Origin of the sequence: Rhodoferax sp., from assembly GCF_011391645.1 — a bacterium.
In the GTDB taxonomy this organism is placed as follows: Bacteria; Pseudomonadota; Gammaproteobacteria; order Burkholderiales; family Burkholderiaceae_C; genus Rhodoferax.
The window spans coordinates 39,201-60,374 of sequence record NZ_JAABQC010000003.1; the positions used below are offsets into that span (position 1 = coordinate 39,201).

At 61.3% G+C, this 21,174-nt stretch carries 18 protein-coding genes, 1 tRNA gene and 1 pseudogene; 4 read left to right on the plus strand and 16 right to left on the minus strand.

What is annotated here, in order from left to right:
* Positions 1 to 44: 44 nt before the first annotated feature.
* Complete coding sequence (locus GPS82_RS00980; RefSeq protein ID WP_296490205.1) at positions 45 to 1,358, minus strand: D-amino acid dehydrogenase; 1,314 nt, start codon at positions 1,356 to 1,358, stop codon at positions 45 to 47.
* Between the two features lie 129 nt (positions 1,359 to 1,487).
* Here GPS82_RS00980 and GPS82_RS00985 point away from each other — a divergent pair, with 129 nt between their 5' ends.
* Positions 1,488 to 1,955: an AsnC family transcriptional regulator gene (locus GPS82_RS00985; protein WP_296490206.1), complete on the plus strand. Its 468-nt coding sequence runs from the start codon at positions 1,488 to 1,490 to the stop codon at positions 1,953 to 1,955.
* A gap of 51 nt (positions 1,956 to 2,006) precedes the next feature.
* On the opposite strand, the gene GPS82_RS00990 is transcribed toward GPS82_RS00985, so the two are convergent.
* Positions 2,007 to 2,423 carry an RNA-binding S4 domain-containing protein gene (locus GPS82_RS00990; RefSeq protein ID WP_296490207.1) on the minus strand — a complete coding sequence of 139 codons (417 nt, stop codon included), beginning with the start codon at positions 2,421 to 2,423 and terminating at the stop codon, positions 2,007 to 2,009.
* Positions 2,404 to 2,880, minus strand: coding sequence for a DUF192 domain-containing protein (locus GPS82_RS00995; protein WP_296490208.1), 477 nt, complete (start codon positions 2,878 to 2,880; stop codon positions 2,404 to 2,406). Before GPS82_RS00995 ends, GPS82_RS00990 begins: the two co-directional genes overlap by 20 nt.
* Before the next feature lie 183 nt (positions 2,881 to 3,063).
* Between GPS82_RS00995 and icd the strand changes: the two genes are divergently transcribed.
* Entirely contained in the window at positions 3,064 to 4,317 is a 1,254-nt protein-coding gene (icd, locus tag GPS82_RS01000) for an NADP-dependent isocitrate dehydrogenase (protein ID WP_296490210.1), read from the plus strand.
* Positions 4,318 to 4,344: 27 nt separating this feature from the next.
* Here icd and hypE read toward each other — a convergent pair whose 3' ends face one another.
* The 9 genes from hypE to GPS82_RS01045 form a co-directional block, all read right to left on the minus strand.
* Complete coding sequence (hypE, locus tag GPS82_RS01005; RefSeq protein ID WP_296490211.1) at positions 4,345 to 5,409, minus strand: hydrogenase expression/formation protein HypE; 1,065 nt, start codon at positions 5,407 to 5,409, stop codon at positions 4,345 to 4,347.
* Positions 5,406 to 6,536: a hydrogenase formation protein HypD gene (gene hypD / locus GPS82_RS01010; protein ID WP_296490213.1), complete on the minus strand. Its 1,131-nt coding sequence runs from the start codon at positions 6,534 to 6,536 to the stop codon at positions 5,406 to 5,408. The genes hypE and hypD overlap by 4 nt, the downstream gene beginning before the upstream one ends.
* Positions 6,533 to 6,772, minus strand: a complete 240-nt coding sequence (locus GPS82_RS01015) for a HypC/HybG/HupF family hydrogenase formation chaperone (protein ID WP_296490214.1) — start codon at positions 6,770 to 6,772, stop codon at positions 6,533 to 6,535. Before GPS82_RS01015 ends, hypD begins: the two co-directional genes overlap by 4 nt.
* Positions 6,772 to 9,090 carry a carbamoyltransferase HypF gene (gene hypF / locus GPS82_RS01020; protein WP_296490215.1) on the minus strand — a complete coding sequence of 773 codons (2,319 nt, stop codon included), beginning with the start codon at positions 9,088 to 9,090 and terminating at the stop codon, positions 6,772 to 6,774. The genes GPS82_RS01015 and hypF overlap by 1 nt, the downstream gene beginning before the upstream one ends.
* Positions 9,090 to 10,031, minus strand: coding sequence for a hydrogenase nickel incorporation protein HypB (gene hypB / locus GPS82_RS01025; protein WP_296490217.1), 942 nt, complete (start codon positions 10,029 to 10,031; stop codon positions 9,090 to 9,092). The genes hypF and hypB overlap by 1 nt, the downstream gene beginning before the upstream one ends.
* 42 nt (positions 10,032 to 10,073) lie before the next feature.
* On the minus strand, positions 10,074 to 10,415 hold the full coding sequence (gene hypA / locus GPS82_RS01030; RefSeq protein ID WP_296490218.1) for a hydrogenase maturation nickel metallochaperone HypA: 342 nt from the start codon (positions 10,413 to 10,415) through the stop codon (positions 10,074 to 10,076).
* Positions 10,416 to 10,445: 30 nt separating this feature from the next.
* On the minus strand, positions 10,446 to 12,746 hold the full coding sequence (rpoD, locus tag GPS82_RS01035) for an RNA polymerase sigma factor RpoD (RefSeq protein ID WP_296490219.1): 2,301 nt from the start codon (positions 12,744 to 12,746) through the stop codon (positions 10,446 to 10,448).
* 243 nt (positions 12,747 to 12,989) lie between these two features.
* Positions 12,990 to 14,849, minus strand: a complete 1,860-nt coding sequence (gene dnaG / locus GPS82_RS01040; RefSeq protein WP_296490221.1) for a DNA primase — start codon at positions 14,847 to 14,849, stop codon at positions 12,990 to 12,992.
* Positions 14,850 to 14,899: 50 nt separating this feature from the next.
* A complete protein-coding gene (locus GPS82_RS01045) occupies positions 14,900 to 15,658 on the minus strand; it encodes a 3-hydroxyacyl-CoA dehydrogenase (RefSeq protein WP_296490223.1) in 759 nt (252 codons plus the stop codon).
* A gap of 142 nt (positions 15,659 to 15,800) precedes the next feature.
* On the opposite strand from GPS82_RS01045, the gene GPS82_RS01050 reads away from it, so the two are divergent.
* Positions 15,801 to 15,877 (plus strand) — tRNA-Val (locus GPS82_RS01050).
* 129 nt (positions 15,878 to 16,006) lie between these two features.
* On the opposite strand, the gene GPS82_RS01055 is transcribed toward GPS82_RS01050, so the two are convergent.
* Positions 16,007 to 17,707 carry an AMP-binding protein gene (locus tag GPS82_RS01055; protein ID WP_296490225.1) on the minus strand — a complete coding sequence of 567 codons (1,701 nt, stop codon included), beginning with the start codon at positions 17,705 to 17,707 and terminating at the stop codon, positions 16,007 to 16,009.
* Positions 17,708 to 18,157: 450 nt separating this feature from the next.
* Positions 18,158 to 18,463: a hypothetical protein gene (locus tag GPS82_RS01060; protein WP_296490226.1), complete on the minus strand. Its 306-nt coding sequence runs from the start codon at positions 18,461 to 18,463 to the stop codon at positions 18,158 to 18,160.
* A 273-nt stretch (positions 18,464 to 18,736) separates the two neighbouring features.
* On the opposite strand from GPS82_RS01060, the gene GPS82_RS01065 reads away from it, so the two are divergent.
* The gene (locus GPS82_RS01065) at positions 18,737 to 19,597 is read left to right on the plus strand and encodes a transglutaminase family protein (protein ID WP_296490227.1); all 861 of its coding nucleotides are present in this window, start codon (positions 18,737 to 18,739) and stop codon (positions 19,595 to 19,597) included.
* Between the two features lie 17 nt (positions 19,598 to 19,614).
* Here GPS82_RS01065 and GPS82_RS01070 read toward each other — a convergent pair whose 3' ends face one another.
* Together GPS82_RS01070 and GPS82_RS01075 are read right to left on the minus strand one after the other, a co-directional pair.
* Positions 19,615 to 20,766 carry an acyl-CoA dehydrogenase family protein gene (locus GPS82_RS01070; protein WP_296490228.1) on the minus strand — a complete coding sequence of 384 codons (1,152 nt, stop codon included), beginning with the start codon at positions 20,764 to 20,766 and terminating at the stop codon, positions 19,615 to 19,617.
* Between the two features lie 13 nt (positions 20,767 to 20,779).
* Positions 20,780 to 21,174: pseudogene (locus tag GPS82_RS01075) on the minus strand (lipid-transfer protein); the annotation flags it as partial.

The following is a 21,174-nucleotide window of genomic DNA, read 5'->3' on the forward strand; positions in this document are numbered from 1 at the left end:
GGAGCGGCGCCCTCGCCGCGAATGCGTTCAGAGGCACATACGATTCAGGCCGTTGCGCTGACCACCCGTTTTGGCAGGCCCCGTGACGGCGTCGCATGGCTGTAACGGTCCAGCGCCAAACCCTCGGTGCTGATGGCGGGTTGCCGGCCGGTAACCAGATCAGCCAACAACTGCCCGGAGCCGCTGGCCATGGTCCAGCCCAGCGTGCCGTGACCGGTGTTCAAAAACAGGTTGGGGTACTGGCGGGTGGCGCCGATGATGGGGGTGCCATCGGGGGTTTGCGGGCGCAAGCCGGTCCAGAACTCGGCCTTGGGCAGGTCGCCGCCGGGAAACAGGTCGGCAGTCACCATTTCCAGCGTCGCGCGGCGTTTGGGGTTGAGCGCCAGGTCAAAACCGCACAGCTCGGCCATGCCGCCAACCCGGATGCGTTTGTCAAAACGGGTGATCGCCACCTTGTAGGTTTCATCCAGCACGGTCGATTGCGGCGCCAGGCTGGCATCCAGCAAAGGCACGGTGAGAGAATAACCCTTGACCGGGTAAACCGGCAGGTCAAGGCCCAGCGGCTGCAACAGTTGGCGGGTGTAGCTGCCCAGCGCCAGCACATACTTGTCGGCCTTGACCACTTCGGCCTCGGGCCCGGCCAGTTGCACGCCTTGCAGGCTTTGTCCGTCGTTCAGCAGTTGCCTGACATCGACACCGTAGCGGAACTGCACACCCAACTGCTGTGCTTTTTCGGCCAGTTGCTGGGTAAACATGAAGCAGTCACCGGTTTCATCCTGGGGCAGCCACAGGCCGCCCAGCAGCCGGTCTTGCGTGTGGGCCAGCGCGGGCTCCACCCGGGCCAGCCCGGCGCGGTCGAGCACTTCATGGGCGACACCGCAGGCGCGCAGCACCTCCAGGTCACGCGCCACGGCGTCAAGCTGTGCCTGCGAGCGAAACACCTGCAGCGTGCCGCCGGTGCGCTGCTCGTAGGCGATGCCAGTGTCCAGGCGCAGTTGCTGCAGGCAGGCGCGGCTGTATTCCGACACGCGCATCATGCGTTCCTTGTTGACCGCGTAGCGCGCCGACGTGCAATTGCGCAGCATGCCGGCCAGCCAGCGCAACTGGAACAGCGAGCCATCAGCACGCAAGGCCAGCGGCGCATGTTTCTGAAACAGCCATTTGATGGCCTTGAGCGGAATGCCGGGAGCGGCCCACGGTGTTGAGTAGCCGGGCGACACCTGGCCGGCGTTGGCAAAACTGGTTTCCAGCGCCGCGCCTGGCTGCCGGTCAAGCACCGTCACCTCGGCCCCCGCACGCGCCAGGGCGTATGCCGTTGAAACACCAATCACCCCAGCGCCCAAAACAACAACTTTCATGAGAACCTCGTGTTAAACAATTGATTCGTGAAGTTTAGTGAAGCTAGTGCAGTTACTTTTATTGTTTTTGGCCATCTTTTCAGTGGAAAATACAAATAAGCACTCAAAAACCCAACTCAAACCAAAAATATGGCTGAACTCGACCGCATTGACAAGAAAATCCTCGACATCCTGCAGCGCCAAGGCCGCATTTCGATGACCGAACTGGGTGAGCAGGTCGGGCTCTCAACCTCGCCTTGCGCCGAGCGGGTGCGGCGCATGGAGCGCAACGGCGTCATTACCGGCTACCACGCCCAGGTCGATCCCAAATCGGTCGGCAAAACGCTGCTGGTGTTTGTTGAAATCACCCTCACCACCAAGTCGGGCGACGTGTTTGACCAGGTTCGCAAGGCGCTGTTGCACATGCCCGAGGTGATGGCGTGTTATTTGGTGTCGGGCAACTTTGACTACCTGGTCAAAGCGCGGCTGAATGCCATGCCCGACTACCGGGAACTGCTGAGCAGCATCCTGCAAAAAATCCCGGTGCCGTCGCAGTCGCACAGCTACGTCGTGATGGAAGAAGTAAAGGACACGGCCATCATGAACATTAAGTTCTAATCAGTTGGGGTCAGAGCACGTCGCTGCGCGAGTGGTCTGACCCGCAAAGTTTCAGCTTTTGAGGCTGGCGCTCCAGCGCGCGTCCCAGCCATGCTGGCGCAGTTGCTCGGTGTCGCGCCGGTCGCGTTTGGTGGGGCGGCCCTGGCTCAGACTCAGGGCTGGTTCGGGGGCCAGGCGCCGCTGCTCGGCTGCCTGTTGGCGCTGGCGAATGGAGTCTTCGGTTTCCTGGTAGAGCAGGGCGGCGACCGGCGCCGGGCCCCGCTTGTCGCTGATCGCCAGCACGGTCACGGTGCGGCTGACGGGCCCGCTGCGCAGCAGCACACTGTCGCCCGCTTTGAGCTCGCGTGCCGGTTTGGCCACCACGCCATTCACCTGCACCCGGCCCTTGTCGATTTCTTCGCTGGCCAGCGTGCGCGTCTTGTAGAAACGCGCCGCCCAAAGCCACTTGTCAAGGCGAAGTCGTTCCATTTGGTGCTTTGGGTTTAAACGGTGGGCCGCTCAGCTTGAAGCCCGCCTTGATGCCTTTTTGGGCAAACCAGCCCTGGTTCATTTCCAGCACAAAGCGCACCGGCTTTTCCGAGCAATGCGAGTCGTCGGTTTGGGGTTTCATGTCGACCAGGTTGACGATGGTGCCGTCATCGGCGACAAAGGCAGCGGTCAGGGGCAGCAAGGTATTTTTCATCCAGAAGCATTGCTCGCCGGCTTGCTCAAAGACAAACAGCATGCCCTCGGCCTGCGGCATTTGGCGGCGAAACATGAGACCGGTGGCGCGCTGCTCAGGAGTGGCCGCCACCTGGGTGTCCACCAGGTACATGCCTGCCGTGAGCTTGACGCGCGGCAAATCCAGTTGCGGCGCGCCTTGCGCAAAACTATGACCGCCCAAGAGCAGCGAGACGGACAAGACGGCGGTGGCCAGATGGTTCATGGCTTGATTTTGACGCAAAAAATATCGGCCGGTTTGAATCCGGTTTTTGACGTCCGGTGAGTCGCCTGCAAGGCTGTATTCGGCAAAATATTGGGACTAGAATCAAAAAGTCTAAAAAACACGGGTCGGTCTGATCGCTGGCCTGTTCCCCGACCATTGATCAACTACCGGAGACACAAGACCATGTATCAGCACATCAAGGTGCCCTCAGAAGGCCAAAAAATCACCGTCAATGCAGACTATTCATTGAACGTGCCTGACCAGCCCATCATTCCTTTCATTGAGGGTGATGGCACCGGGTTTGACATCACCCCGGTGATGATGAAAGTGGTGGACGCGGCCGTGGCCAAGGCTTACGGTGGCAAGAAAAAAATCCACTGGATGGAAGTCTACGCCGGTGAAAAATCAACCAAGATTTATGGTCCCGATGTCTGGCTGCCCGAAGAAACCCTGCAGGCGCTGCGCGAATATGTGGTGTCCATCAAGGGCCCGCTGACGACCCCTGTGGGCGGCGGCATCCGTTCGCTCAATGTGGCCTTGCGTCAGGAACTCGACCTGTATGTTTGCCTGCGCCCGATCCAGTATTTTGAAGGCGTGCCCAGCCCGGTCAAGGAGCCGCACAAGACCAACATGGTGATCTTTCGTGAGAACTCTGAGGACATTTACGCCGGCATTGAATTCGAAGCTGAATCGGCCAAGGCCAAAAAACTCATCAAGTTTTTGCAGGACGAGATGGGCGTCACCAAAATCCGCTTCCCCAACACCTCCGGCATTGGCATCAAGCCAGTGTCACGCGAAGGCACCGAGCGCCTGGTGCGCAAGGCGATTCAGTACGCCATCGACAACGACAAGCCCAGCGTGACGATCGTGCACAAGGGCAACATCATGAAATTCACCGAGGGCGGCTTCCGAGACTGGGCTTATGGTCTGGCACAAAAGGAATTTGGCGCCGAGCTGATCGACGGCGGCCCATGGTGCCGGCTCAAGAACCCGAAAACGGGCAAGGAAATCACCATCAAGGACAGCATCGCCGACGCCTTCCTCCAGCAAATCCTGCTGCGCCCGGCCGAGTACAGTGTGATAGCCACGCTGAACCTCAACGGCGACTACGTGTCTGACGCGCTGGCCGCTCAAGTGGGCGGCATCGGCATTGCCCCGGGTGCCAATTTGTCCGACTCCGTTGCTTGTTTTGAAGCCACCCACGGCACCGCGCCCAAGTACGCCGGCAAAGACTATGTGAACCCGGGCTCAGAAATTTTGTCGGCTGAAATGATGCTGCGCCACATGGGCTGGATCGAAGCCGCCGATGCCATCATCAAGTCGATGGAGCGCTCCATCAAGAGCAAGAAAGTCACCTACGACTTTGCCCGCCTGATGGACGGCGCCACACAGGTGAGTTGCTCTGGATTCGGTGAGGTGATGATCGCCAATATGTGATGGCACGGCCAGCATCGGGCCCCGCGCTCAGCAAATGCGCGGCAACGGCTCGCTGGTCAGCCAATCCACCATGCGCCGACCACCAAAGGCGGTGGTGAGCTGCACAAAATGGTGGTCGTCGACGATCACTTCGCCAATCTGGGCGGCATCCAGGCCCAGCGGATGCGCGCGCATCACGGCAAGCAACTGCGGCGCATCGGCAACGGGGCAAATCACAATCAGCTTGCCCTCGTTGGCCACATACAGCGGATCCAGCCCCAAAAACTCGCAGGCGGCGGCCACCACCGGTTTGATCGGAATGGCCTTCTCATGCAGCATCATGCCCACGCCCGACTGGGTGGCAACTTCGTTCAGCGCCGTGGCCAGGCCGCCGCGGGTGGGGTCGCGCAGGCAGCGAATGTCGGCCCCGGTGGCCAGCAGCGCGGCGATCAGGCCGTGCAACGCAGCCGTGTCGGATGTGATGGCCGCCTCAAAGGTGAGGTTTTCGCGCAGGCTCATGATCGCCACGCCGTGGTCGCCCAGGGTGCCTGAGACCAGCACCACGTCGCCTGGTCGAACCCGCGCACCTCCGAGTTCAAGGCCCTCGGGCAGCACACCGACGCCGGTGGTGGTGATGAAAATGCAGTCGCCCTTGCCACGCTCCACCACCTTGGTGTCGCCGGTCACCACCGGCACCCCGGCGTGCCTTGCGGCCCGGGCCATCGACTCGACAATGCGCGCCAGCTCGGCCAGCGCAAAACCTTCTTCCAGAATAAAACCGGCGGCCAGGTAGAGCGGCGTGGCGCCCATCACCGCCACGTCATTGAGCGTGCCGTGGATTGAGAGGCAGCCGATGTCGCCACCCGGAAAAAACAGCGGCGACACCACATGGCCGTCGGTGGACATCACCAGGCGCGCCGGCTTGCCGTCCAGCAGCGCTGGCGGCAACACCGCGCCGTCATTGCCCTGGCCCAGGTACTGGTTTCCCAGGTGCAGGCAGAACAGTTCCGAGATCAGTTGCGCCATGGCGCGGCCGCCCGAGCCGTGCGTCATGTCCACCCGGCCGTGCTTGATGTCGAGCGGGCGCGCGTAACCGCGTTTGACGCCACTCATGTCGCCATGTCCTTGTAGCGGCCGTAACTGTAGTGCGCCGCGCAGGCGCCCTCGCTGCTGACCATGCACGAACCCACCGGGTTTTCGGGAGTGCAAACGGTGCCGAATATCTTGCAGTCTTGCGGCCGTTTGACGCCGCGCAAGATGGCACCGCACTCACAAGCCTTGTTGTCGGGCACCGATGCATATGTCAGCAGGAAGCGGCGCTCGGCATCAAAACTGGCGTATTTTTCCCGGATCATCAGGGCCGAATAGGGCACCATTGACAGGCCGCGCCACTCAAAGTCTGGGCGCAATTCAAACACCTCGGCGATGCGGTCTTGCGCCTTGCGGTTGCCGTCGCGGCTCACTGCGCGGGAGAACTCGTTTTCAACCTCGGCGCGGCCGTCGTTAACCTGGGCAATCAGCATCAGAATGGCCTGCATCACGTCGAGCGGCTCAAAGCCGGCGATCACCACCGGTTTGCGGTAGTTGGCGGCAAACCGTTCGTAGGGTCGGCTGCCGATCACGGTTGACACATGGGCCGGGCCGATGAAGCCGTCAATTGGCACCGTGCCCCACTGCCGCACTTCGGGTGATTCGAGAATCTGGGTGATCGCGGCGGGCGTGAGCACATGGCAGCAGAGCACGCTGAAGTTGGCCAATTGCTCCTGGGCCGCGTGCAATATGGCCAGCGCGGTGGGCGGTGTGGTGGTCTCGAAGCCAATGGCAAAGAACACCACCTCGCGGGCCGGGTTGTCGCGGGCAATTTGCAGTGCATCAAGGGTGGAATAGACCATGCGAATGTCGCCACCGCGCGCCTTGGCTTTGATCAGCGACAAGCCATCGGAGGCGGGCACGCGCAGCATGTCGCCATAGGTGCACAGGATCACGTCTTGGTGCAGCGCCAAATCAATCGCCATGTCGATGCGGCCAATCGGCAGCACACATACCGGGCAGCCCGGGCCGTGCACCATGCGCACGTTGGGCGGCAGCAGGTCCGGCAGGCCGTAGCGGGAGATGGCATGGGTGTGGCCGCCGCAAAATTCCATGAAGCTGTAGGTGCGCTTAGGCTGCACCAGCCGGGCGATTTTGATCGCCAGCGTCCTGGCGAGATCGCCGTCGCGGAACTCGTCGATGTATTTCATGCCGGCGGGGCTGACTCAGACAGTTCAGCAAACAGCGCCAGCGTGCGCGCGGCCTCGTCGGGGTCGAGCCTGGACAGCGCGTAGCCCACATGCAAAATCACATAGTCGCCCACCTGCACATCGTCGAGCAGTGCCAGCGAGATTTCTTTCTTGACGCCACCCAGGTCCACCCGGCCCATGTCGCCCGCCGGGCCGCAGCCCACTTGAATCACCTTGACCGGTAGTGCCAGACACATCAGTTTGTCTCCAGGTAATGCAGGGCCACCCATGCCTGCCCAAGCGCTATGCTGCCATCGCCCGGCGGGGTCAGGCTGGGCGCCAGCACCATGATGCCATGTTGTGCCAGATTCTGCCGCAAATGCATTGACAGCAGGGTGTTGCAAAAGCAGCCGCCGCCCAAGGCCACGGTGGTCAGGCCGCTTTGCGCGCAGGCCTGCAGCACCCATTCGGTCAAGGCCGCCACCAGGGTGGCGTGAAAGCGTGCCGCCGCCCGAGGAACATCATGGGCATCAATCAGTGACGCCAGCAGCGCCAGCAGGTTGAGCTGACCGTCGTTGCCGATTGAGTAACCGCCGGGCATAGGTTCTGGCCAGCCATGGGCCTGTGAAAAAGTAGTAGCCGCCTGCTCCAGCAGCATGGCAGCCTGGGCTTCGTAAGCCATGGTGTGGCAAATACCAAGCAGGCCCGCCGCGGCATCAAACACCCGGCCCATGCTTGACGTGCGCGGGCAGTTGAACCGGCGCGCCAGCATGGCGGCCACGGTGCGGGCAGCTGGCTCCCGAAAGCGCTGGGCGATGTCGGCGTTGCGGCCCAATTCATGCAGCGCGGCGGCGGCCATGCGCCAGGGCGCGCGGGCGCTGCTGTTCCCACCCGGCATGGGCAACGGGCGCAGGTGGCCCAGCCGCTCAAAGTGTGCGCCATCAACCCTGAGCAGTTCGCCACCCCAGGCTGTGCCGTCGCTGCCCAGACCCACGCCGTCAAGCGCCAGCCCCAGCACTGGGGCCTGCCAGCCATGCTCGGCGCAGACGGCGGCAATGTGGGCGTGGTGGTGTTGCACGGCCAGCGTGGCAAGGTTGTGGTGGTGGGCATAGGCGATGGCGGCGCGGGTGCTGTAGTCGTCGGGGTGCAGGTCGTGCGCCACAAGGTGCGGCCTGACGGCGATCAGATCGCACAGACGCTGCACCGTTTCGTCCTGAAAGCCGCAACTGGCCGCGTTGTCCAGGCTGCCAATGTGCGGCGACAAAAAGGCTTCGTTGCCGCGCGTGATGCAGACGGTGTTTTTCAGGTGGCTGCCAAACCCCAGCACTGATGGCCCGGCGCTGGCCAGCCGGATGGCAGCCGGGGCGTAGCCGCGGCTGCGCCGGATGAATTGCGGCGTGCCGGCCATGACCCGCAGCACGCTGTCGTCGCAGCGCGCCACAATGTCGCGGTCGTGGTCGAGCACTGCATCGGCAATGTCCGCCAGCCGGGCCTGGGCTTCTTGACCATCGCGCACGATGGGTTCGCCGCCCGGGTTGGCGCTGGTCATTACCAGCACCATGGGCTGGGGTTCATTGAGCCACGCCGTGGCCGCAGGGCGGCCTGCGGCCTCATGAAACAGCAAGAAATGGATCGGCGTGGCGGGCAGCATCGCCCCCAGGCTCAGCAGACCGGGGGCAATGCCGGGCAAAGCATTCTCGCCAACCGGCAGGGCGCGCAGCAGCACGATCGGCCGCTCGCGGCTTTCCAGCAGCGTGCGATCGTTCCTTGCGGCCTGCGCATAAGGTGCCAGGCTGGCCACATTGGCCAGCATCACGGCAAAGGGTTTGGCCTCGCGGGTTTTGCGATCGCGCAACCGCGCAACTGCCTGCGCGTTGCGCGCGTCGCAGGCCAGATGAAAGCCACCCAGGCCCTTGATGGCGACGATTTTTCCAATCTGCAGCAGGTGCAGGGTTTGCGCAATGGGGTCGCCCGCAATGGGTTGTCCTTGCGCATCAGACAAGCTCAAGCGCGGCCCGCACTGCGGGCAGCAGGTGGTTTCGGCATGAAAACGCCGATCCTCTGGCGCGGTGTATTCAGTGCTGCAACTCGGGCACAGTGCAAAGGCAGCCATGCTGGTCTGTGGTCGGTCATAGGGCAGGGCGCGGGTGATGGTGTAGCGCGGGCCGCAGTGGGTACAGGTGATGAAGGCGTGGCGATAACGCCGGTTTGACGGGTCAAACAGCTCGTGCAGGCAATCGGCACAGACCGCCACGTCGGGGCCGATCGCGGTGGCGGCCTGGCCCGACTGGCTGGCAATGATGCTGAACGCGGTGAAGGGCTCGGCCGCGAGATTCTGCGCCTGCACGTTGTCAACACGTGCCAGCGGCGGCGCGTCCAGACGCAAGCGCTCCAGCAACTCGGCCAGACGGGGCTGGCTGCCCTGGGCCAGGATTTCGACACCCCGGGCATCGTTGCGCACCCAGCCGTGCAGGCCTAGTTGCTGCGCCAGACGCCAGACAAAGGGCCTGAAACCAACGCCTTGGACAATGCCGGTGACGCGGATATGCTGCGAAAGCACGGCCAATGCTGCCATCAGGCCGCTGCGTTGGCGCTGGCTTGAAGTTGCGTTTCGAGATGCGCGATGCGGGTTTTCAGGCTGGCCATGGTTTGTGCTTTGGCCGCATGGGCCTGGGCCATATTGGTGCGCAGATAGGCCAGCCACTCACCCATGCCCTCGCCGCTGGTGGCGCTGAGCTGGATCACCCTGATCTGCGGATTGACCCGGCGTGCATAGGCAATGGCCGCATCCACGTCGTAGGTCAGGTGCGGCAGCAGGTCAATCTTGTTGAGCAGCATCAGGCTGGCGGCCCGGAATATGTCGGGGTACTTGATGGGTTTGTCCTCGCCCTCGGTCACCGACAAAATCACCACCTTGTGCGCCTCGCCCAAATCGAACGCGGCCGGGCACACCAGGTTGCCCACGTTTTCAATCAGCAGCAGGGTGTCATCCGACAACTGGAGTTGCGCCATGGCGTGGCCCACCATGTGCGCGTCCAGGTGGCAGCCCTTGCCGGTGTTGATCTGGATGGCCTGGGCGCCGCTGGCGCGAATGCGGTCGGCGTCCAGGCTGGTTTGTTGGTCACCCTCGATCACGGCCACCGGGCTCGCGCCCAGCAGGTCGATGGTTTTGCACAGCAGCGAGGTCTTGCCCGAGCCCGGGCTTGACACCAGATTAAGGGCAAAAATACCGCGATCGGCAAGCAGTTGCCGGTTGCGCGCGGCATAGGCGTTGTTCTTGGCCAGGATGTCCTGCTCGATTTGCACCATGCGGGTGGGCGACACGCCAGGGGCATGGGAATGCGCAGCTACTGAGTCATGGGTGCGTTCGTGCGTGTGCGCATGATCGCGCCCGTGGTCATGGGGGTGTTCATGGGAATGGCGCGTGCCATCGGCGTGGACATGCTCGTGCGCGCGCGACGGTTCCTCGCCTTCGATTCTGACGTCACCTTCACCACAACCACATGTCACACACATCGCTTTTCTCCTCGTTGAAGTCGGTTGTAAGCACCTCGACGCTCAGCTTACCTCAAGTTCCTTGACCCGCATTTCGGTGCCGCCGATCACTTGCAGCGGGTAACCCCCGCAACTTGGGCATTCGGCAAAAAGCTCGGTCATGGGCACGGTTTTGGCGCAGGTCGGGCACCAGCCCTGACCGGGGGTGGCAATGATTTCCAGCCGGGCACCCTCAGCTACGCTGCCGCGTGTGACAGCGTCAAAACAAAAGGCCATGGCCTGGGGCTCCACGCCCGAGAGCTGGCCAATTTCAAGCCAGACGGTGCTGACCTGGTTAAACCGGTCCCGGCGGGCTGCGTCCTCGATGAGTTGCAACACGCCCTCGGCCAGCGACATCTCGTGCATGGCGCCGCCTGATGCCAGCCAGTGGGCAGCTTACAGGTTGTCGGTGAAGCTGCGCAGCTTGTCGGAGCGGCTCGGGTGCTTGAGCTTGCGCAGCGCCTTGGCCTCAATTTGGCGGATGCGCTCACGCGTCACGTCAAACTGCTTGCCCACCTCTTCCAGCGTGTGGTCGTTGGTCATCTCGATGCCAAAACGCATGCGCAGCACCTTGGCTTCGCGCGGGGTCAGGCTGTCCAGAATGTCTTTGACCACGTCACGCAGGCCGGCCTGCATGGCGGCTTCCATGGGGGCGGTGTTGGCGCCGTCCTCGATGAAGTCGCCCAGGTGGCTGTCGTCGTCGTCGCCAATTGGCGTTTCCATGGAGATCGGCTCCTTCGCGATCTTCATGATTTTGCGGATCTTATCTTCCGGGATCTCCATGCGCTCGGCCAGCACCGACGCATCGGGTTCGTAGCCAAATTCCTGCAAATGCTGACGGCTGATGCGGTTCATCTTGTTGATGGTTTCGATCATGTGCACCGGGATGCGGATGGTGCGGGCCTGGTCGGCAATGCTGCGCGTGATGGCCTGGCGGATCCACCAGGTGGCGTAGGTGCTGAATTTGTAGCCACGGCGGTATTCAAACTTGTCCACCGCCTTCATCAGGCCAATGTTGCCCTCCTGAATCAAGTCAAGAAACTGCAGGCCGCGGTTGGTGTATTTTTTGGCAATCGAGATCACCAAACGCAGGTTGGCCTCGATCATTTCCTTTTTGGCCGCGCGTGAGGCGTACTCGCCCTCGTTCATGCGCTTGTTGATGTCTTTCAACTGGTCCAGCGGCACCACCACCTTGGTTTGCAGGTCCATCAGGCGCTGCTGCAACTCCTGCACCGGCGGAATGTTGCGGCCCATCACGGCGCTCCAGGGCTTGCCCACGGCCGCCTGCTTTTCGATCCATTTCTGGTCGAGCAAGCGGCTGGCAACCTTGTTGTGGTGCTTGTCGCGGCCGCTGAATTCGGCAATGAAGTGCTCTTGCGGATAGCCGCATTTGTCCACAATGATGCGGCGCAATTCACGTTCCTTCTTGCGCACTTCATCGACCTGCCCGCGCACCATGTCGCAAAGTTTTTCAATGGTTTTGGCGGTAAACCGGATCGACATCAACTCGTCAGACAACAGCCTCTGGGTTTTTAGATAGGTCGGCGTGCCGTAGCCTTCCTTGTCATAGGTTTTTAAAATCTTCTCGTGGTACTCGCGCAAGCGGTCAAAGCGGCTCATGGCCTCTTTTTTGAGCTCTTCGAGTTTCTTGGTCAGCGCCTTGGAGCCACCATTGCCGTCGTCGTCGTCTTCGGCGTCAAACTCGTCAAAGTCTTCTTCGGCCACGTAGTCGTCGGCTTCGTTGGGGTTGGTAAAACCATCCACGATGGTGGTGATCACCACCTTGTCGCTGCGAATGTCTTCGCCCAATTTCAGAATCTCGACAATGCTGGCGGGGGAGGCCGAAATGGCCTCCATCATGGCCATCAGGCCGCCTTCGATGCGCTTGGCAATTTCAATCTCGCCCTCGCGCGTGAGCAGCTCCACCGTGCCCATTTCGCGCATGTACATGCGCACCGGGTCGGTGGTGCGGCCAAACTCGCTGTCGACCGTGCTCAGGGCTGCTTCGGCCTCTTCCTCGGCTTCTTCTTCGGTGGCGGCGGTGGGGCCGTTCTGGTTGAGCAGCAGGGTTTCGGCGTCAGGCGTGTGCTCGTAGACGGCCACGCCCATGTCGTTGAGCATCGAAACCACCACTTCCATGGTTTCGGCATCGACCAGTTTGTCGGGCAGATGGTCGGAAATCTCGCCGTGGGTCAGGTAGCCACGGGTCTTGCCCAGCTTGATCAAGGCCTTCAGGCTCAGCCGACGCTTGTTCAGGTCTTCTTCCGACAACACGGTCTCGTCCAGACCAAATTCTTTCATCAGCGCGCGCTCTTTCGCCTTGCTGATTTTCATGCGCAGGGGCTTGACCTTTTCGGTGGTGGCTTCCTGCACCTCGGGTTCGCCCACCAGGTCTTCCTCGATGTCGCTCATGTCAACATCATGGTCGTCGCCGGTTGCGCCCGTTTTGCCAGCCTTTGCCTTGGGGCCGCGCTTGGCCGCCACTTTGGCCGGCGCTGCGGGGTCGGCGGCCTTGGCCGCTTTTTTCTTTTCGACGGGAGCAACAGCTTTAACGACCGTTTTCTTTTCTTCCGGCAGGGTTTTGGTCTTGGAAACAGTCACGGGTGCGGCTTTCGGTTTGGATGAGGTGTTGGGTTTCTTGGCAACGCTGGGTTGTGCAGTGGGCGCGGCAGGTACTTTGGGCTTGGTAGCAGGCATGGTGACACCTCAAAAACAATAACGACAAAAAGGACTAACGCTTTTGCAGCCAGCGTTGGGCAGGACGAGGAAGAAACGGGTCAGACAAGGTGTGCGGGCGAACATTTGGTGTGCAGTCCTTGCGGTAGGTTGGCCGGATGAAAGGTAGCTCATCGATTGGCCGGGCCCGGAGGTGCTGCTGTCGCGCTTGTCGGAAAGTGCCGGATTATACCTTTTGTCAGCAACCTGACACGCCCTGCGGATTCAGGTGGCGGCTTCCAGCAGCAGGCGGCGCGCCTGCAACTCGCGGTAACGCAACAGCGCGCCAGGCTCCACCTTGGCGGCTTCTATGGCCAGTGTTTCTTCGGCTTTCAGATGCTCAATCAGCATGCGATTGATCAAATGGCGCAGCTCGTTGAGCTCCTCGGCGGCGTCGCTGTCCGCGCCCAGTTCGTAGCCGGCCATCAGCTTGAGCGCAAAGGGCTCGCTCTCATGCCCTTGCAGCCCCTCACGCAGGGCAACCCAGGGGATCGAGCCGTGCTCATGGAGCTGGCCCTCCAGCCAGGTGAACAGCGGGCCATGGGGCGCAGGCAAGGCGCACAGCAGGGTGTGGTCTTCGGCCGAAAGAGACTCCAGCGCGGCCATGTTGTCGAGCAGAATGCGCGCGGCGTGGTCGGCCCGGCTGGCGGGCAAACGGCTGACCGATAGCCGCTCAGGCGCCTTTTTGCGGTAATTTGCGGGGCTGTACTGCGGGTAGTCCTGGCGCGCCGCAGCGTCTTTGGCATATCCCGCAGAGCGTTCGCGCTTGGCCTTGGCCGGGGCCGGGTGCCAGATGTCGGTGAGCTCGCGCGGACTCAGTTGCACCAGGTCGGCGATTTCCGCCAGCAGTTGCTGCTTGAGGGCGCCGGCGGGCAGCGTTTCCCATAGCGGTTTGGCGTTGCTGGCCAAGTGGGCGCGACCCTCGGCGCTGTGCAGGTCGCAGCCGTCGCGCGCGGCATCGATCAAAAAGCGGCTCAAGGGCACCGCCTCGCTGACATAGCGGGCAAAGGCGTCCTTGCCGTGCTTGCGGATAAAGCTGTCGGGGTCGTGCTCGGGCGGCAAAAACAAAAACTTGACCGAGCGCACGTCGGTGGCCAGTGGCAGCGCGGCATCCAGCGCCTTGCGCGCCGCGCGCCGGCCCGCGCTGTCGCCGTCAAAGCTGAACACCACCGAATCGGTGAAGCGAAACAGCTTGTGCACATGCTCGGGGGTGCAGGCGGTACCAAGCGTGGCCACCGCGTTGGGAAAGCCCAGTTGCGCCAGCGCCACCACGTCCATGTAGCCCTCGGTGACCAGCGCATACCCCAGCTCGCGTAGCGCGTTGCGCGCCTCGAACAGGCCGTAGAGTTCGCGCCCCTTGCTGAACACCGGCGTCTCGGGCGAGTTGAGGTATTTGGGTTTGTCGTCGCCCAGCACGCGGCCGCCAAAGCCGATGAATTCGCCCTTGATGTTGCGAATCGGGAACATCACCCGGTCACGAAAACGGTCGTAGCGCTTGGCCTCCTGGCCTTCTTCTTCGCTCAAAATCACCAGACCGCTTTCCACCAGCAGCGGGTCGTCGTAATTGGGGAACACGCTGGCCAGGCTGCGCCAGCCCTCGGGCGCGTAGCCGAGCCCAAACTGCTTGGCAATCCGCCCCGACAGCCCGCGTCCCTTGAAATAGGCCACCGCGCGCTCGGAGCCCTTGAGTTGCTTTTGATAGGCCAGGCAAGCCTTTTCCAGCACTTCATTGAGCGTGCTCTGCTTCTGGCGCTGCTCGGCGGCGCGGGCCCGGTCCTGCGGGCTGGCATCGTCCTCGGGCACCTTCATGCCAAATTGCTGGGCCAGGTCTTGCACCGCCTCGACAAAGCTCATGCCGGCGTGCTCCATCAGGAAGCCGATGGCGTTGCCGGTTTTGCCGCAGCCAAAGCAGTGGTAGAACTGCTTGGTCGGGCTGACTGAAAAGGAGGGCGATTTTTCGCTGTGAAACGGGCACAGGCCCATAAAGTTGGCGCCGCCCTTTTTAAGCGGCACATAGCGCCCGACAATTTCCACCACGTCAGCGCGGGCGAGCAGTTCCTGGACAAAGGTCTGGGGGATGGACATGCCCGGATTGTAGGAAGCTGCCGCCCGACCCCGTGCGGCCGGGGTATCGGTCAGCGCGGTGCCAGTCGAATCGCGCCGTCGAGCCGGATCACCTCGCCGTTGAGCATGTCGTTCTCAAAAATATGAACGGCCAGCTTGGCGTAGTCTTGCGGTGTGCCCAGGCGCGACGGAAACGGCACGTTGGCCGCCAGCGCGTCTTGCACCTCCTGCGGAAAACTGAACAGCATGGGCGTGCCAAAAATGCCGGGCGCAATGGTCATGTTGCGAATGCCGTTGCGTGCCAGATCACGCGCAATGGGCAGCGTCATGCCCACAATGCCGCCCTTGGAGGCGCTGTACGCGGCCTGGCCAATCTGGCCGTCATAGGCAGCCACCGAGGCGGTGGAGATCAGCACGCCGCGCTCCCCGGTTGACTCGGGCGCGTTTTTGCTCATGGCGTCCGCACTCAGGCGGATCATGTTAAAACTGCCGATCAGGTTGACCGAGATGCACTTGCTGAACAAGGCAAGAGCGTGCGGGCCGGCCTTGCCCACGGTTTTTTCGGCGGGCGCAATGCCGGCACAGTTCACCAGCCCCATCAATTTGCCCAGCCCGGTGGCGCAATCGACCACGGCCTGGCCGTCGGCCTCGCTGCTGACATCGCATCTGACAAACGCGCCGCCAATGGCCTTGGCCACGGCTTCGCCCTTGTCAACCTGCATGTCGGCAATCACCACCCGGCCGCCCTTGCTGGCGAGCATGCGGGCCGTGCCCTCGCCCAGCCCCGAGGCGCCGCCGGTGACGATGAATACCTTGCCTGCAATCTCCATGTGTTTCTCCAAAAATGATTGACGTTGACGTCAACGTTAATTATGGCGCAAGCCATGGGTGTGAATTTTGAAGCCCGGGGCCTCGCGGCCTCGGAACGGCGCGATATTGCGGCTATACTCACGTTCTCTTTTTGAGACCCTTAGGCGCGTAGCTCAGCTGGTTAGAGCACCACCTTGACATGGTGGGGGTCGTTGGTTCGAGTCCAATCGCGCCTACCAAATTTGGTAGATAAATCAAGCACTTAGCAGTTTTGCCAAGTGCTTTTTTTTCGTCGGTGTCTGATAAGTGTCTAATTCAATCGCGAATCAAGGCGGTGTCTATTTGCGGGTTGAACTCGATCCAATCAGCTAATCCGCGACCTTAATTGGCCCCACTGGGGTTGCTTCACTGCCGTCGCGAAGTTCGCGGCGCAGAATCTTGCCGATGTTGCTCTTCGGCAGCGGCTCATTGCGAAACTCGATGCGGCGTGGCACCTTATATCCGGTTAAATGGCGCTGGCAGTGCGCAAGCACCTCGGCCTCGGTCAGCGTGGGCATCTTCGGCACGATCACCACCTTCACCACCTCACCGGAGCGCTCATCGCGCACACCAATCGCAGCCGCCTCCAGCACGTCCGGGTGCATCGTCAAGACGTCCTCGATCTCGTTGGGAAACACCTTGAACCCGGAGACCACGATCATGTCCTTCTTGCGGTCGGTGATGCGGATGCTTCCCTGCTCATCCATCACACCCATGTCGCCGGTGCGCAGCCAACCGCCAGGCATGAACGCCTTGGCACTCTCCTCGGGCTGGTTCCAGTAGCCCTTGATCACTTGCGGACCGCGCAGGCAGATCTCGCCGACCTGCCCCAGCGCGACCGGACTACCGTCGTCAGCGAGAATGACCGCTTCCGTGCTCGGCAGGGGCACCCCGATCTGGCCGCTCCATTCCTGCACGGTGACCGGGTTGGCAATGGCCACGGGCGCGCTCTCAGTCAGACCGTAGCCTTCAACCAGTGGCACGCCGGCCCGCGCCTTCCAGCGGTGCGCCACCACATGCTGCACCGCCATGCCACCGGCCACTGCCAGCTTCAGCGAGCGCAGATCAACCGTGGCAAAACCCGGTGCATCCAGCAACAGGCGAAACAACGTGTTGACGCCAATGATCGCGGTGAAGCGCGTGCTCACAAGCACCTTGAGAAACGCCGGCATGTCGCGCGGGTTGGCAATCAGCACGGCTTGTGCGCCCTTGCTGAAGAAAGACAGCGCCCCCGTGAGGGCGAACACGTGGTACATGGGCAGCGGCAAGATCAGGGTCTCTTCGCCGTCGTTCAGGTTGGGCGACATCCAGGCAGCCACCTGGAGCACGTTGGCCACCATGTTGCCATGGCTGAGCATCGCTCCCTTGGCCACGCCCGTGGTGCCGCCGGTGTACTGAAGAAAGGCCAGGTCGTTGTGGCCGAGTACCACCGCATCCAGTGTCTGCGATCGTCCCGCCGACAAGGCATGCCTGAAGCTCACAGCACCCGGCAGTTGCCAGGCAGGCACCAGCTTCTTCACATGCTTGACCACGGTATTTGTCAGCAGCCGCTGTAGCGGCGGCAGCAGATCGCCAACCTGGGTCGTGACCACGGTGCGCACCTGCGTGGCACCGACCACCTGCTCCAGGGTGTGGGCAAAGTTCTCCAGCACCACGATGGCCCGGGCACCGGCATCTTTCAGCTGGTGCTCAAGCTCACGCGGCGTGTAGAGTGGATTCACGTTGACCACCACCATGCCCGCGCGCAGCACACCAAACAGCGCCACCGGGTACTGCAGCAGGTTCGGCATCATCAGGGCGACCCGGTCGCCACGCTGCAGGTCGGTGGCTTTCTGAAGCCAGGCGGCGAACGCGCGACTGGCGTCGTCGAGCTCGCGAAAGCTCATCGACGCGCCCATCGAACTGTAGGCCGGAAGATCGGCAAAGCGCGCACAACTGTCGGTCAACATGTCAGCCAGCGATGAAAATCGCTGAATGTCGATCTCAGCTGGCACACCCGTCGGGTATTGGCTGAGCCAAGGCTTGTCCATATGTTCCCTTTTTTACCGCGGAAGGGAGGCACACCTTCTTCGCGTCCGTTGGTCAATATGCCACGGTAAATGAAGCAGGAATTGCGCGAAATCAAGATCCATGCGCGCCGGCGCCAAAAAAACACCGAAGCGGGTTCATGTTCTTGGCTTGGTCCTCGGGATGTTGCTGCCGGGGCAAAAAATTAATCTTATCCGCAGCGCCACAATGACTGCATTACGGGCCGCATCGCTTGTTGCGTCCGCTTGTCATTCAATCGGTAGGTGCCCTATTCGTAGCGCAAGTTAATTGCCTGCGTGCATGAGTTAACCTCCTCATTGCGGCTTTGCCAGCCGCACCACGCTTCAATTTCCACCCTGCAGTCACGGGGCATTTTGAACGAGCAGGAGTGCGCCAGCAAAAAAGCCGAACTCCTAAGCCGCCTTTAAACCAGGGTCGACAGACGTTCGGGGTCAGTGCTCCCGCAATTTTTTCACGGGATCAAAGCCGTAACGAAGGATAACCTCGGCGTGGCTGCCTCCCGAATGGGCTGAATGCACACGTATGCAAAATACATGATCCTCAGCATGTACCAAAAAGCTGCTGGTGCGATCCTGGTCACGGAAATACTGAAACTCACCGCTGGCAAGCACTGCGCAGTTTTGCGGGACGGTGTTCTCGGGAATTTCGTGTACCTCAAAAATACTGTCGCTGTCAGGCATCGTTTGCGTGACCACGCCATGTGGAAACATCAGCGCAACGGTTTCTTGAAGGTTCATCGGATCCTCCTGTGGGTTGGTCTGCAGGTTTTAGAGAAGCTCGAATCTTTGCGGTGATTGCCGTTCAATCATTTGAATGGTGCAGTGCAGCATAACGCAAAATAACAAGACCATCGACAGGAACAGGTTTTTTTGTTGCGTTGCAACAACCCTGCTGATTTTGGCTTCCATACCGCGCCGGAGCAGCTCCCGCCACCGTAGACCGGGCACCTTGATCAATGTGTATGCACATAAGGTGTTAATCTGGATGTCCTTCAGGAGCCCCACACCACCGTGACCCAAATTCGAATCAAGCATACGACGATCTATCACTACCGCACCCCGGTCAGCCTGAATCCGCATCGGCTGATGCTGCGTCCCAGAGAAAGTCGTGAACTGCAACTCATGTCGCACACCTTGAAAGTGTCTCCCGACGCGATGATCGCGTGGGCGCACGATGTCTCGGGCAACGCTGTCGCGACGGCGTCGTTCAGCGGCGAGACCGACGCCTTGCGGATTGAGAGCAACGTCGAATTGGACCTCACCGGCAACCCGTGGCCGATCTTCAATATTGCGGCGACAGCCCTTCATTTCCCTTTCTTCTATTCCAACGATGATCGCGCTGATCTGGGCGCTCTCGCGATCCAGCAGTACCTTGACCCGATGGGGCGCCTCCAGAAGTGGGCCCGGTCATTCGTGCGGGGCACCGCACCCGACACGCTGGAATTGCTGAAGGCAATCAGCCACGGCGTGTCCGAAGCATTGCAGTACGAGGTGCGCGAAAGCGAAGGTACCCAGACGCCGATCGAATCGCTCGACCGTGGAAAGGGGTCGTGCCGCGACTTCGCCATACTGTTTGCCGAGGCGGTACGCAGCCTGGACATGGGCGCCCGGATCGTGTCGGGCTATCTGTATGATCCGCAAAGCAATGCGACGGGCTCCTCGGGGTCCGGTTCAACACACGCGTGGGCGGAGGTTTATGTGCCTGGGGCTGGCTGGATCAACTTTGATCCGACCAATCGCAGTATCGGTGGATTCAATCTGGTTCCGGTCGCCGTTGCCCGCGACATCACGCTGTTGATGCCGGTGTCGGGCAGCTATGTTGGTGCGACCGACGCGTTCGCGGGGATGGAGGTCGAGGTCCTTGTGAGTTGACCGATCTGTGTGGCGAGTCATAGTGAACGCGCGATGATTTCTTTCATGATCTCGCTGGTGCCGCCATAAATGCGCTGCACCCGGGTGTCAACATACATTTGTGCAATCGGGTACTCCAGCATGTAGCCATACCCGCCAAACAGTTGCAGACATTCGTCAATGACTCGACCCTCGGTTTCACTGAGCCAGAGCTTGGCAATAGAGGCCGTGGTGGCATCCATGCTGCCCTCCACCATGCGGGCAATACAGTCATCCACAAAGGCACGCGCCACCACCGCCTGAGTTTTGACCTCGGCGAGTTTGAAACGGGTGTTTTGCATCTCGATCAACGGTTTGCCAAACGCCTGACGCTGGCGGGTGTAGTCCACCGTCAGGCGCAGGGCGCGTTCAATCGCCCCCATGGCAGAAATGGCCAGCATGGTGCGTTCATAGGGCAACTCGCTCATCAGATGGGCAAAACCCAAGCCTTCGACACCGCCCAACAGTGCATCGGCCCCAACGCGCACATTGTCAAAAAAAAGCTCGCAGGTGTCCTGCCCCTTTTGGCCAATTTTCTCCAGGATGCGCCCCACCCGGTAACCTGGCTGCGCCTGGGTTTCCACCAAAAAAAGTGAGCACCCCTTGGCTCCCGCCGCAGGGTCGGTTTTGGCGACCACCACCACCAAGTCGGCCAGGTAGCCGTTGGAGATGAAGATCTTTGAGCCGTTGATCCGGTAGCCGTTGCCGTCACGCTCAGCCCGGGTGCGCACACTCTGCAGGTCTGAGCCCGTGCCGGGCTCGGTCATGGCGATGGCTGCCACCATGTCACCACTGGCCAGCAGCGGCAAGTAACGGGCGCGTTGAGCTTCGGTACCCTGGTTGAGCAGGTAATGCGCCACGATGGCATGCACATGCACACCAAAAGCGCGGTCACCGACAAAGGCAAGTTCCTCAAACAGAATCGCCATGTGCGCGTAATTTCCACCAGCCCCACCATATTCTTCAGGAATATCAGCCAACAAAATGCCCAGTGCACCCGCTTTGCGCCACAAGTCCCGATCCACATGTTGCTGTTGCCGCCAGCGTGCCTGGTGTGGATCAACCTCAGCGGCGACAAAGCGACGCACCATGTCGCGGTAGAGTTCCAGGTCGGGGTCCATCCAGCGTGATGTTGGGTTGTGTGTGGGCATGGCGTTCTTCCGATCAGGCGGATTGATAAAGAGTTACCACACAGGCACCACCTAATCCCAGGTTGTGCTGCAAGGCAGTGCGCGCACCCGCCACCTGGCGTTGCTGGGCATTTCCACGCAGTTGCTGCGTCAGCTCATAACACTGTGCAAGTCCCGTGGCTCCCAGTGGGTGGCCTTTGGACAGCAGGCCGCCTGACGGATTGGTCACCACCTGGCCACCATAGCTGTGGTCACCATCGGCGATGAACTTGGCCGCACCCCCCTCAGGGCACAAGCCAAGACCTTCGTAGGTGATGAGTTCGTTGTGTGCAAAACAGTCATGCAGTTCCACCACGTCCAGATCCTTTGGGCCAATGCCGGCTTGTTCGTACACCTGATTGGCCGCCTCACTGGTCATGTCATACCCGA

Bases quoted from the DNA above. Each gene is read 5' to 3' on its own strand.
- dnaG (WP_296490221.1), bottom strand. From the start codon at position 14,849: ATGTCCATCCCCCAGACCTTTGTCCAGGAACTGCTCGCCCGCGCTGAC.
- GPS82_RS00990 (WP_296490207.1), bottom strand. From the start codon at position 2,423: ATGGAACGACTTCGCCTTGACAAGTGGCTTTGGGCGGCGCGTTTCTAC.
- icd (WP_296490210.1), top strand. From the start codon at position 3,064: ATGTATCAGCACATCAAGGTGCCCTCAGAAGGCCAAAAAATCACCGTC.
- GPS82_RS01055 (WP_296490225.1), bottom strand. From the start codon at position 17,707: ATGGACAAGCCTTGGCTCAGCCAATACCCGACGGGTGTGCCAGCTGAG.
- hypB (WP_296490217.1), bottom strand. From the start codon at position 10,031: ATGTGTGTGACATGTGGTTGTGGTGAAGGTGACGTCAGAATCGAAGGC.
- hypD (WP_296490213.1), bottom strand. From the start codon at position 6,536: ATGAAATACATCGACGAGTTCCGCGACGGCGATCTCGCCAGGACGCTG.
- hypF (WP_296490215.1), bottom strand. From the start codon at position 9,090: ATGGCAGCATTGGCCGTGCTTTCGCAGCATATCCGCGTCACCGGCATT.
- hypE (WP_296490211.1), bottom strand. From the start codon at position 5,409: ATGAGTGGCGTCAAACGCGGTTACGCGCGCCCGCTCGACATCAAGCAC.
- GPS82_RS01045 (WP_296490223.1), bottom strand. From the start codon at position 15,658: ATGGAGATTGCAGGCAAGGTATTCATCGTCACCGGCGGCGCCTCGGGG.
- hypA (WP_296490218.1), bottom strand. From the start codon at position 10,415: ATGCACGAGATGTCGCTGGCCGAGGGCGTGTTGCAACTCATCGAGGAC.
- GPS82_RS00980 (WP_296490205.1), bottom strand. From the start codon at position 1,358: ATGAAAGTTGTTGTTTTGGGCGCTGGGGTGATTGGTGTTTCAACGGCA.
- rpoD (WP_296490219.1), bottom strand. From the start codon at position 12,746: ATGCCTGCTACCAAGCCCAAAGTACCTGCCGCGCCCACTGCACAACCC.
- GPS82_RS01060 (WP_296490226.1), bottom strand. From the start codon at position 18,463: ATGAACCTTCAAGAAACCGTTGCGCTGATGTTTCCACATGGCGTGGTC.
- GPS82_RS00985 (WP_296490206.1), top strand. From the start codon at position 1,488: ATGGCTGAACTCGACCGCATTGACAAGAAAATCCTCGACATCCTGCAG.
- GPS82_RS00995 (WP_296490208.1), bottom strand. From the start codon at position 2,880: ATGAACCATCTGGCCACCGCCGTCTTGTCCGTCTCGCTGCTCTTGGGC.
- GPS82_RS01070 (WP_296490228.1), bottom strand. From the start codon at position 20,766: ATGCCCACACACAACCCAACATCACGCTGGATGGACCCCGACCTGGAA.
- GPS82_RS01015 (WP_296490214.1), bottom strand. From the start codon at position 6,772: ATGTGTCTGGCACTACCGGTCAAGGTGATTCAAGTGGGCTGCGGCCCG.